At 43.7% G+C, this 12,604-nt stretch carries 9 protein-coding genes; 1 reads left to right on the top strand and 8 read right to left on the bottom strand.

What is annotated here, in order from left to right; translation table 11 throughout:
* On the bottom strand, positions 1-1,392 hold the full coding sequence (locus ADH68_RS11275) for a radical SAM protein (protein ID WP_068960729.1): 1,392 nt from the start codon (positions 1,390-1,392) through the stop codon (positions 1-3).
* 307 nt (positions 1,393-1,699) lie between these two features.
* Here ADH68_RS11275 and ADH68_RS11270 point away from each other — a divergent pair, with 307 nt between their 5' ends.
* Positions 1,700-2,782 (top strand): ISAs1 family transposase, encoded by a 1,083-nt coding sequence (locus ADH68_RS11270; RefSeq protein ID WP_235606677.1) that lies wholly within the window; start codon positions 1,700-1,702, stop codon positions 2,780-2,782.
* Positions 2,783-2,866: 84 nt separating this feature from the next.
* On the opposite strand, the gene mobV is transcribed toward ADH68_RS11270, so the two are convergent.
* The 7 genes from mobV to ADH68_RS11240 form a co-directional block, all read right to left on the bottom strand.
* Positions 2,867-4,327, bottom strand: a complete 1,461-nt coding sequence (mobV, locus tag ADH68_RS11265) for a MobV family relaxase (RefSeq protein WP_068960730.1) — start codon at positions 4,325-4,327, stop codon at positions 2,867-2,869.
* A gap of 425 nt (positions 4,328-4,752) precedes the next feature.
* On the bottom strand, positions 4,753-6,093 hold the full coding sequence (locus ADH68_RS11260) for a primase-helicase family protein (RefSeq protein WP_232321504.1): 1,341 nt from the start codon (positions 6,091-6,093) through the stop codon (positions 4,753-4,755).
* Positions 6,090-6,326 carry a helix-turn-helix domain-containing protein gene (locus ADH68_RS11255; RefSeq protein ID WP_232321506.1) on the bottom strand — a complete coding sequence of 79 codons (237 nt, stop codon included), beginning with the start codon at positions 6,324-6,326 and terminating at the stop codon, positions 6,090-6,092. The genes ADH68_RS11260 and ADH68_RS11255 overlap by 4 nt, the downstream gene beginning before the upstream one ends.
* A 676-nt stretch (positions 6,327-7,002) precedes the next feature.
* The gene (locus ADH68_RS13965; protein ID WP_157517401.1) at positions 7,003-7,164 is read right to left on the bottom strand and encodes a hypothetical protein; all 162 of its coding nucleotides are present in this window, start codon (positions 7,162-7,164) and stop codon (positions 7,003-7,005) included.
* A gap of 76 nt (positions 7,165-7,240) precedes the next feature.
* Positions 7,241-9,262, bottom strand: coding sequence for an FRG domain-containing protein (locus ADH68_RS11250; RefSeq protein ID WP_068960731.1), 2,022 nt, complete (start codon positions 9,260-9,262; stop codon positions 7,241-7,243).
* 120 nt (positions 9,263-9,382) lie between these two features.
* A complete protein-coding gene (locus ADH68_RS11245) occupies positions 9,383-10,801 on the bottom strand; it encodes an ATP-binding protein (protein WP_068960732.1) in 1,419 nt (472 codons plus the stop codon).
* Positions 10,802-10,842: 41 nt separating this feature from the next.
* Positions 10,843-12,204 carry a site-specific integrase gene (locus ADH68_RS11240; protein WP_068960733.1) on the bottom strand — a complete coding sequence of 454 codons (1,362 nt, stop codon included), beginning with the start codon at positions 12,202-12,204 and terminating at the stop codon, positions 10,843-10,845.
* Positions 12,205-12,604: the final 400 nt, after the last annotated feature.

The raw sequence follows: 12,604 nt of genomic DNA, 5'->3' as shown, positions 1-12,604 counted from the left end.
TTAGTTATTTTCCCAAAGAGAGGGATTGATTAAATCACTTAATTTATAATTAAACATTGCAAGTAATTCTTCTTTGTGCTCCTTGAAACGCTCTAAAAATGATATGAACGTTTTTAGAGGACGACACATTTTTGTTGTGTTATAATAACCGGCCTCAAAATCCTTGACAAATTCATCATATGGTTTGAGTGGTGTTACAGCTCTACCTAATGTATGTTCTTCCCAAAAGGTTTGATTCCTATAACAAAATTCCCAAAAGGACATTTTCTTATAGAAAGCAGGTTGGTTACACCATCGCGCAATTTGTACATAAATATTTGCTAACTCGTGATTGCGATAATCTTCATGCCTCATAATATATCCTATACAACCATACTGCATTAGGATATGTATGCGAGCAAAGATTTCCCAAACGTCTTTATATAATCTTTTGTCATCTTCAGGGGTTAACTTGAACCCACAAAAAAGATAGAACTTTGTCCCTTTTTTAGGACAACACCGTTTCCATATTTTGAGCGCACGTTCGATTGTATTGCGGTCTCTCCAATTGTCGAATGCAAAAATATAATCGCCGTGATAGTGCGCTTTGGAAAGCATCTCTGCCATCTCAATGCCATGTTCATTTTCTGCCAATTGGCGTTCATCAAGACCTTGACGAAATTGAAATGTAATTTTCTTGTCAATCAGTTCCTGAAGTATGGGATGCCAAACTTCATATGGCGCAGCCAAAAAATTATCGTCCCAAAAATAGATATGGGGGCGTTTTTCATCCCTAAACCATTCTAATTTTGAATAAGGCAAAATGTTATTCTCTAATTTATTAACACAAAAAGGACAATGACGATAACATCCTCTGGTTAAGAAACCTATGGAATATTTTAAATAATCTTTGTACTTATCGCGTTTTTCCCCATTGGCTATTCTCTCTTCAATAAATGGCATATACAAATCATAAAATGGCATTTGCCTAGCCATATCAATTCCATGTACTCTAACTCCTCCTCTATGATTTCTTAGTTTTCTTAAAAATGAATCATTCTCTAATTGATACATATCTGCGGCACGAAGTTCTTTGAAACGTGACACATTAGTTTCATTAGCGTATTCACCAGTGCCTCCACAACGAAACTTCTGATTTTTTTCTTTATCATATGCCATCTCGTAGAACTTTGGCTTTTTAGTATATGTAAATACTGTGGACATGTAAATTAGATCATATTGCGAAATATCAGCATCAGGAGTAGTGATAAGCTCAAAAAAAACGCCATTATCATGTAGGTAGCCAGCGATTTTTAAAAGCACCAGATTAGGGTGACGGGTACCGTTATCAAGTAGGTCTGCGTCAACTAGTCCAATGCGATAATTTTTCAATCTTTTTCGCTTTGTAGGCATTTTGATAATGATTTTTTATAATTTGATCTCATAAACGAGGTGATGGATTGGCACCACCCCAGGGCAACCGCACCAAAATTATGTGTGATAAGTAACGGTTGCTTTGAGTCAACGATGATATATGTTGGCGAAATTCTTTGAATCCAGCATATCCGAAGTCATAATTCTTAGTAATTTTATAGCACTAAAAAATGGATAATTGTCTGATTTTTAGTGTTGTAATAATTGTGTATCTCATATATTTTTAGTATCTTTATGGTTGAAAATCAACAATATAGACACCGAGACTATGCTGAACGAAATCTTTATGACAGTACCGGATCATCGAGTTACAGGTCGTTGCACGTATGCACTTTCCGACCTTTTGACAATCGCTTTGCTGACCTATATCTGCGGAGGCGAGGATTATGTTGACATGAGCGAGTTCGCCTATTATCGGGCACGTGATTTTGGTCTTATTGCCGACCGTCCTGACCGCAGCCCGTCACCTGACACTTTCGAGCGGCTGATGAGCGCCGTGGATCCCGATGAGATTGAGAGATGTCTGGTTGAGCATGGCAGGAAGTTCCTTGACACGCTTGCTGAGAAGCAGGTTGTCATAGATGGCAAAAAGCTCAGAGGCACATCGCCTAAACAGCATGGCTCGAAAGGCGATTATATCGTGAACGCCTATGTCAGCGAGAATCACATTGTAGTAGGACAGCAGCGTCTCAAAGACAAGGAAAATGAAATAGTCGCCATACCTCAGCTTCTTGAAAAACTGGATATCGAAGGTGCCACAATCTCGATAGATGCGATTGGTACACAGATTAATATCGCTCAGAATATCCTTGACCGGAAAGCTCATTACTTCCTTGCCGTCAAGGACAATCAGGGCGCTCTGAACGAACAGGTAATCGATGCATTCCGCTACAATAAGCCCACTGACTCGGCTTCGCAGATGGATGCCGACCACGGACGTATAGAGATACGCGATTGCCGGATACTCAAAGCCGATACAATCGAAGACAAGGATGTATTGGCTCGTTGGCCTGGACTGAAAACATTGGTAGAGGTCACTTCCTCGGTTGACTATGGAGACCACACGGCAACTGCCGTCAGAAGATACATTAGTGACGAGGATTATCCTAAGGCTGCGTACTTCAATATGTTGGCTCGAGGGCATTGGTCTATCGAGAATCAACTGCATTGGAATCTTGATGTGACATTCCTCGAAGATGCCTGCCGTGCAAGGAAAGGGTATGCGTCACTAAACCTCTCAACAATAAGGAAGTTGGCTATGCAGGTTATAAAAGAGCATGTTGACAAAAGCAGTCTAAAGAAAAGGCGCTTCAAAGCGAGCCTTTCCAACGACTATTTGACCGATATGCTGCTTAAAGCCAAATTTTGATGCGGTTGCCCTGGGCACCACCCCCAATTTATTGCAAAGTTAAGCATTTTTTGCGAAATTTAAGCTGTACTAACAGAAGTATTTTTAGTGTCTGCCGCTCATAGTGCGTTTTTGCTGAGAGGGTTTCATCATTCGGTGAGCCTGCATCATGCAGCGGTAGGCGAACCGGCGGTCGTCTTCATCCGGATTGCGTCCCCATGGGAGGTCTGAAGAGGCGCCTCCGCCTCCGCATGACTGGGCGAATTGGGTTGCACCGTCGAGATAGCCAAGGAATAGATACATGGCACACTTCAAAATCTCGTTGGGTTGCTCGGCGATTGCCGTCAGGAACTCGCCGTCTAAATCGGCTTTATGTTCCGTTGGCATAGCGTCCAGCAGTGAACGGACATCGACAACTATCCTGGCAAAGACGGCATCGGTCAGCCTCATGCGCACCTGCTCCTGATTTTTTTCCGTGAACTCGTGGAAATTCTTTTGCGCAGTGTCGCGTTTCCTGCTGAGGGCATCAAGTTTATCCTGAAGCTCGGTGAGTTGCCGGTCAGCGAGTTTGAGCTTGTCGCGCTTGTCGGCGAGTTTCTGTCCGGTAGATTCAAGCTGGAATTCAAGGGAAGCGATGCGGCAACGCAATTCGGAAACATCTCCGGCACCATTCTCGATGTCAATTTCCAACTGAGCTATCTCGTCATTCAGTTCGACTTCCAGCCTTTCGAGATTTGCAATCATAGTCGTAAGACCTTTGACGCGCGTTTCGGCCTTCTTGATTTGTTCTTCAAGTTGGCTCAACTGCCCAGACTTGTCGCTTATAAGAGTTTCGAGCCGGGTGTTTTCACGATGAAGGTCGCGATTGTATTCAGCGGTCGAGCGATGGCGTGCGCCTGTCACTTGGATGTCATCGCCTCGGTCAAGACCGTATTTTCGGTTCACTTCGGCAAGTCGGGTATGCAGGTCTCTCATGTGCTGCCGCGCCTCGATTTTGTTCTTGCCTCCGAGAACTTCCTTTGAGCAGAGGCGTCCGTCGGCGGTCAACGGCACGAACACACAATGCGCATGTGGTCCCGTCTCGTCAAGATGGACGATGAACGAGGCTACGTTTTCCTCTCCGAATTCACGGCATACAAAACCATAGATGTCCTTTGCCCATTGCTCGATTTCAGGTTGCCGCACAAGATGACCGTTGGTCTCCTCATACTCGTTCAGCACTTGGGAACCGAAAGCCATCTCACGCATCCGCTCACGGTTGCCGCCGAATACGACCATGACTGCACGGTTGGATATGGCGGTTACTCGGGCATCCGGTCGGAGATGTTTCTTGATTATCTCCTCGACCCTGTCGCCGATACGCCGCGATTTATCAACGGTGGTTATTACTCCTCCCGGCCCGACCTGAAAATTCAAAGCGGTGCGTGAGCGGTCATAGTTGTGGTCGGGATTCTTGGCCTTGCGCTCGAAGAGTTCATCGCTCCAGTTGCGCTGATGTTCGTTGCCGACATTGGCATCGACTGATTTGACAGGCTTGAAGTCCATCATCTGTTTTGGTGAAGACATATAATTATTGGTGCTTTTGGTTATGGTTTGATTGGAATTGATTATACAACAGAGGTGCTTGCACGGTCAGTCTCCGCATCGGAGCCGCCAACCTTCGCATGAAGGTATATTAGGCTATACCCTCATAGGTCTTATTGCAAGCAATCCATCCTCATCTTTCCATATGCTCCCGACATCTATTCAATAGCGGCCTCGAAGTCCGGAATACACTGTTTTGTGAAATTAAAATCGGTAGAAATTTGATGAAATGATGAAAGCGTGTGTAACTCGCAGTATTATAGGTTAATTCAATTCATCATCAGATAATATTGAATGAAAGGGAAAGAATAGGAGGCTTCTCAATATCCATGAATCCATTTGATGAGAGCCTACGACACTGCAACTTGCTGACTTTCTTTCCCTTCAATTATTCTTTCATCAATTCATCAAAATAAAGATAAATTCAAAATAAAATCTTTGGTAACGGTGTAGTATCTGCCGACAGCGGTCTTGGCGGTGTACTTCGCAGGGTACATGCCGACTGAATAGGTGCGATAGGTAAGTGAGTTCGATACCGGCTTGAGGTGCCAGTAGATTTGCAAGAGACGGCGTATCTCGCTTGTGTCGGCACGGACATTACGGTAGGTGAGTAAGTTGGCGATGTCGTTCACAACGAATGACACCGATGATTTGCCAGTGCTGTCCATGATGTCCATCAGCAGTTCGGCAACCTCAAACTCAATCTTGGAGCGGTTGGAAATCACGATGCGATTGAGAGCGGCTGTGCGTAGTCTTTCAGGACTGAACCACATTCGGTTTTCGCATTGCACCGATAGTTCTCTCTGCATAAGGAAGTGGAGAAACGCCGGAATCTGTGCCACAAGTTTCTTCATGAAGAACGGGTCATCAGTTTCCAGAGAATTAACCTTGCGTACCCAGTAGCGAACTTCCTCACGGTCGATTACAATGGGGAAATGCTCATTGTTGGAACACAGGACGAACTTTCCGAAGAAAACCATCTCGTTGCGGTCTTTTCCTTTTGACTCCATCTTGTAGGATGTTGCCGTACTGAGATTCTTCAGTCTCTCGGAGTCTTCACGCCGAGAGAGTAAGACCTCATCAACCATGATAAGCAGCTTCCCGGCCCAGTCGGAATTGAACTTACTGCGGAAGTCCTCGTTGGTGTTGAAAGTCGCGTTGTCCTGAAAGATTGCCTTTAGCAGATTGAGGAAAGTTGTTTTGCCGGTGTTGCGTTGTTCCGATACCAATATCAATATCGGAAGTTTTTGAAGCGGCATCTGATACAGCAACTGGATATAGTCAAGACCATACTCGTAATGCTCCTCGAAGATGTGGTGAAGCAAGCCGTCAATCGCGCTCCAGTCTCCCGGCATCGGCTGATGGGAGATTGGCTCATAGAGATTGTAGGCGTTGCCGATTATCTTGTGGTAGTCGGTATGGCTCGGAACGGTACAGAAGCAGTCATACTTCGGCACATCATTCAGATAGTCCTTTCCGAAGTCAGCCTTGATTGTCGAAGCCTTCCAATAGACAAGACACTTACAAGTGGTACCATTCGCTTGCGGTCGCAACACTTCACGGTAATAATCTGTTCCGACTCGAATATAGGGACACTCGCTGTCGTCTTGATTCAACAGGTCATTATGCTCCACTGGAATGTCAGAATACTCGACATCCACCACCTCGGTTTCTTCATCTGATGCCACATCATTGTGAGTTGGCTCATCGAAGTATGCCGGAAGCAGCTTGATAGAATCGGTTGTCATACCGCACCCTTTATCATGCGTTCAACATCCGACAGGCGGTATCTTACCTTGTTGCCTATCTTGATTTTCTCCAGATACTTGTCATTGTCCCATCTCCATAAGGTCGATAAGGTCACGCCGAGCATTTTGGCGGCTTCCTTGGCGGTGATGTAGATTTCTTCCTGAGGCGCGTTTGCTTCAATCTGTTCCTGGTTCCATGCTTTGAAAGCCTCACGCAGATCATCAATATTCATGATGACCATCGTGGTTTGTTTTGGACTTATATTTTGGTCGTTGTAGAACATTAAAACTTTAAACGGTTTTATTTTATCAGCGCAAAATGATTGCGTAGTTGTTTGATTTTTTCGCAAAGTTACAATGTCAAAAACGGTTTGTCAATAGTCCTGCAATGCTTTTAAGTATCTATAATAAAGGAGATTATATTTATATATAAATCAAAAGACCATATTGGTTTCACAAATATCTACATAGCGTTTCCGCTCAATGGGACTTCATGGAACAAATAGAATATGTTTACAAGAAACCGGCAGCAAATGGGGTTTCATTCCAGACATTAATTTTATTATTTGTTAGGAAACGCTCCTGGATTTATAAATATTGAATTAACACTATTTAACCACAATCTTTATGCAAATTCATTCACGCAACCACCTGTTTTTTTGCGATGACAAAAGAAATCCGACAACGCGAACTATCGAATTGCCGGATTAAAGATTGAGTATTGTTAGAATTTCAATTATGAAATTTTTGATGTTATTGTTCGTCAACCTTCCAATGACCTCCGTTATCTTGTCCAACATGACGGACAAGACCATCTGACATCAAAGATTCCAATCTGCGTTTAACGCTACTTTCATGAATCCCCAATGCTATCCCTTGAACTGGTCGAGGCCAATTGTGCTATCCTGATTAATAACCCATGACGATGACAAGCTCACGCTTTATGTTCTCGTTTATATCGCGGTATCTTACGAAAGCCTTACTACCGACGGAATGTCCACTCAATGCACCTACCGGGGTTTGGTCTTTCACCTTTTTGTAGAGGTTGCCTACAAAAGTCCGACGTGCCATGTGGTTGGGGGATGATGGTGCTATACCGACTTCCTCTTCATTCCCAAAAGATATTCTTATCACTCATCGATTCCTGTTATTCATCTAACTCTATGGGGCCGTTGTAGCACCATCGAATTCGGATTCGTGAAAGGAATTTGTCGCTATTGGTTTGCCAATACTTGGTACAAGCGTCTTTTTCATCTTGTGTAAATCCGAAATCAATATTCTCAACCAAAGTAATGCCGCATTCAGAAATATAATTCAGCAATTGTTCTGCTGGACAGTCAGTATAAAATTCCTTCTTGACTGCGCAGAAAGCGTCGTAGGAAAATACCGTCGAATTGACTATTTTTGTGGCATGACTCTGAATTGAACTATCCGGGAATAGTTTTCGTCCACGGTTAGTATAATTGAATACGAACTCCGATACAGTACGGTCATGCCGGAAGGTTTCTATCGAAGTTGCCACTTTTTCGAAGTCCTCGTTATCCCTCATCGGATATACCATTCCACATTGTTCACCAGGACGTGAAAATGGCTGGAGACCGACGGCTCTCAATCGAGGCTCTTTGTCGGGAAACATTTCCCATGGAGGTATACTGTAACGGTACAACACTCCTCTTTCTTCGCGGTTGTCAACAATAGGTGTATATACATCATCCTTACAATCAGTGGTGGCGAAGAACGCAGCAACGAATTTATCGGTGGTGATATCTAACAACTCAGTCTTAATACCGTAGTGTTGGGCGAGAGCGAGATGGTCTATGGCCAATGGTATATGATGCGATTTTTTGTCAGGTGCCGTTGCTACGATTGTATTACGCAAGAAATTTGTAAGTGGGTATTCTTCTATTATTTTTCGAAATTCGACATATTTCAAACGCTCTACAAATCGTGCAGCTTCTGTCATTCCATTCCTGAACAAAGATGCCTTCGAGGGAGAGAATTGTCGCGACTGACCACGATAATAGACATTGAAGGCTGGAGCCAGAGGAGTGAGACGACATATACCATCTGGCATAACCACTGGCTCAAATAGACCTTCCTGACGCACGCCGGGGAACATCATACGGAAAACTGATTTGTCAAGTTCCCATATCTCATCCATTAGTGCGTAATTATCTAGAATATCGAGCAATGTAGCATCAGTAACAGTTGATTTGGGAATGAAGGCTGGGAGAAACTGCAAGGGTTTGCGCGCCTCAATCGCCTGATGAAGTTTTTGAGCCAAGTCTTCGATTTCCAGACTTCCTCCGTAGAGTGCTTTCTTATCCGCGATAAACGAATCAGCAATTTCATTGACAAGTTCAAATTTACCCTGTTCCATACAAATCCCGATAAACATATCCTTATAACGACACTTGTCTGGAAGGGCATCAAGCGGTTCAATCTCTTCAATAAGACAGCGCAGAGCTTTGATGTCTCTGAAGATGACCGCCTGGTAATATCGTAAATGTCGTTGTTCGAATTTGTTTAGATTACTTAAGTCGATTTTGGCGATAATCTCTTCCGCTTCTTGTTGTAACCTATCAAGATTATTATGATTAGAATGCAAGGTCTTTAGTATTCTACAAGCTGTAGAGCTTAAGAAAGCCCTCTCCATACGCACAATATCCCTTTGATGACTATCCTTGGCTTCTTCATAAATCCGTTCTGCCTTACGATAGAAATACATGGACAAACCGTGATATTTTTTTGCGAACATCGAAGCAATTTGCATGTAAGCCAGGGCTATTAATGAATAATCTCCAAGTTCTTCGGCAAGCCCCAGTGCCTTTATTGATAAATCGGAAGATACACCAATCTGATTGTCCATACATTCCAGCCGGGCTCCATTAAGAAGCAGCTCGAATTTCAATTCTGGGGCCGATTCGAAACTTTTGATATTGGCGTGCAGAATAACAAGCGCTTCTTTATAACCGCCAGTGCGAATACCCCATTCGCAATACGCTTGGAGCCAACATAGCACAGTTATAATCGGCAAATCAGCATTCGTACATTCACGACAAAACTCCTGAATAAGTCGGTATGCATTTTCGTGGTCGCATCTATTGAGAGCCTCCCAACTACGTTCCACTAAACCTATTGCCAATGATTCTACTTTTAACTTGTCCATTTCAAATTTTTAAAAATGAAAGTCGGTATAGTTTTGCACAAAAGTATATGAGTACTACTGAGAAAAAACTCACTTGCCAATATTGTGTAGCTGAAATTCAAGCATAAGAGATTTCTGCTACTATTGGTCTATTACTTCCCATGTTCCGCCGTTAGTAGGCCCAATATGTCGAATACGTTCTTCCTTCACAAGAGCATCAAGACGTCGTTGAACACTACTTTCATGTAAGTTCAACTCTTTCGATAATTCAGCCCTCGTTATCGTAGGATTCGCTGTTATTAATTCGACAATTCGATTTTTCTGTTCGGTTTTGGTTCGGTTTTGGTTCGGTTTTGGTTCGGTTTGGTTCGGTTTCTGGTCACTCTTTGTATCAGTACTCCCTGAACCTTTGAACTGGTTGATGTCTGTAGTCCCTCCCATATTGATTGCCACAAATTTTTCACGCGGGATGTGAACTGTAACACCTCCTTGCTCGACCGAGAAAGTGGGTGGAGTTAGACCATCGGTCTTAAAGCCGTTTACAATCTTCTCAATACCTCGACCCCATGCCTCGATGAATCCGGCACGATAAAATGCCTCTGCCATTTTGGGATTACGAGGCTGAGAGGTATGCTTGCCCATAAGTTTCTCGACGGATAAGTCATCCGGCAGCTTGCCTTCATTCCAAAGTCGGATGTGGTCACTATAAACGCTCATCTGCGTCCATGTGCCCTGATGGTCGCGGTGAACGATTGAGTTGCAGATGATTTCTCGTAATGCTTCCTCAGGAAGTTCAAGCGGCTCTATGCGCTGCAAGCCTTCGTAGTGAATAGGGCGTATCAGATACTTCTCGCCCAGAACGCGCATAACTCTTTCCGGCATCTGTATGAGGTTGCCGTCAACAATCTCCTGACTTAACAGATCAAAATTAGTAGAACCGAAACGACCTATCTTGAAAGCAGATGTAACGAAACGCCTTTGAGGATGCTTGCCGAAAAGCAAGATAGCGCCATTGCACGGAACGCCATCCTCCATCAGTCCAAGATTTGAGATTACCTCCTCCGGCGTAGAATTTTCAGCATCGGGCGACATTCGTTTCTCCTTGATACCTTTCTTCAAGAAGTACCGGATTGCCTCCGGGTCTATATCGTCGATTGTCGCGCCATAACAAGGCATATCCTCCCAGCTTCTGCCGAATTTCTTCATTAGAAACTGCTGCAATGCCAGTCCGCGCAACTCTTGATTAGTAGCACCACTCCGCATATAGAAAGTTCCTTTATAGGAGATAGGAATGTTAGACTGCTCAATGTCAATCTCGATTATGTCTTTCCCATCGCGCTCTATATGGCTGACAGAAGGAACGATACCCAACATCGTCACAATCTTGTTGGGAATATCCTCCAGCAACTGATGCAGATGCGTAACGCCAATGTCAGACATATCATCGTCAATGCCAATATATATCTTTCCACCCTGCGCATTAGCGAAGCCGCACACCCACTTGAGGTACTCGTCCTTCCAAATCCGCTTATATTCAGTGTTATGATTCTCGGTGTTCATAATGCAAATTTAGCAAATATTATGCTATAACTGTATCTATCTCAATATCCCATGACATTGACAAGCTCACGCTTCATGTCTTCGTCTATCTCGCGGTATCTTGCGAAAGCCTTGCTACCTACGGAATGTCCGCTCAATGCACTCACAAGGTTCTGGTCTTTCACCTTCTTGTAGAGGTTGCCTACGAAAGTACGCCGTGCCATGTGACTGGTTGCGATGGTATTGATAGGCACCTGTTCCTCAATGCCGGTGGTCGGGTTGAGGCGAGTAACAAGTCGTGTTATTCCTGCCGCTTCAAAAATTTCTTTGATTGCCTCATTATATTTCTGCTGGGATATAAACGGAAGCAACCGACCATCCTTGACTTCCTCACGGTGTTTGTCAATGATGAACTGCGCCCTGTCCGAGAGCGGAACACGAATTGTTTCCGGGCGTTCATCGGCAGTCTTGGAGGCAATGTATTCTACACCGCCATTGATTACATTTGCAGGTGTCATCTTCATCATATCACCCACACGGCATCCGATGCAGCATTGGAAAATGAATATATTCCTCTGCGTGTCAAGGTGCTTGTTGTATGAGAAATCGAAATCGGCAAGCTGCAACACTTCTTCATCCTTAATATAGATAGGAGTGCCGTATTTCTCATAGACTGAACTAACATACTTTACAAAAGGATTATTCATGGTGATTCCTTGGGCATGGCACCAATGGAACAGAGCCTTGAAGCGTTTCGTAAAAGTCACCATGTAGTTGTCGCCTCTCGGTTTTGGTCTCTTTACCTTGTGCGTCTTGTGGGTAATGGAAGGGAAAGACTTGTAGATGTTAGGATACTGGTCATACAGTTCCGGCTCAGCCCGAAGAAAAGCCTCGAAAGCATAAATATCCTCTGTTGTGCAGGTGTCTAAAGAGAACTTGTAGGATTTCTTCTCTGTCAGACGCTGATACAATTCGAAACGATGCAATGCACGCTGAAGGACACGGTAATGCCTCTCGCGTGGTTCCGACAACTGTTTCTGCTTGAGAAACTCATCTATAATATCATCGAATGACAGCTTCTTCGACTTTACCTCTTTCGGCGCATACTTTTCGGGATTGCGCCATCGATCAATTTCTTTAGCGATGAAATCTTTGGTGAGTTCTTTTATTTGGTGAGTTTCGCTCAACCCGATTAAAAATCTTTCAAGCGATATGAGTCTGTCTTCTGTATCTCGCAGTTCTGCAATCTCCTGCTGATTGGCACGAGGTTTTATAAATGCGCCATCCTTGAATCGTGATGCAAGGACAAAAATACCGGACTTGATACGGATTTTGTCATTCTTCGATAGGCTCAGTCTAAGCATTATTTCAGACTTGCCATTATCGTTAACCTTTGTCGAGAGACTTCTTTGGATTGTTGCCATGGGAGAGAAATATTAATGTTCAGGTGCTACAATACAAAGGTAATACATTTTGTCCTCCGAAGCAAATTTTTGTCCTCCTTTTGTCCTCCTAAATGAAATCTAACAAAATTAGAATGAAACACGGTTTGTAATCCACTAAAATAAATTCGCAGTAAAACAGTCTATTATCAGTGGATTATATATTAAATACGATTCTAATTAAATTCTACGATATTTCAAATAGCTGCTCCCAGGCGGATCACAAGGAAGTACGGACTTCCACCGCAAAACGCTGAAAATCACTTGATTTCCAGCGTTTTTCTTTTTGCCCTATCCGGCATAATATAGCGGAGTTCGGCACATGAGCGTGAGTTTTGCGTGAGTCACACGCATCGTGAGGCAAATGACTCACGATTGCAGT

The organism is Muribaculum intestinale (genome assembly GCF_002201515.1).
Taxonomy (GTDB): domain Bacteria; phylum Bacteroidota; class Bacteroidia; order Bacteroidales; family Muribaculaceae; genus Muribaculum; species Muribaculum intestinale.
The sequence above is the reverse complement of the archived record's forward strand: the minus strand, read 5'-3'. Positions and strand labels throughout refer to the sequence as shown.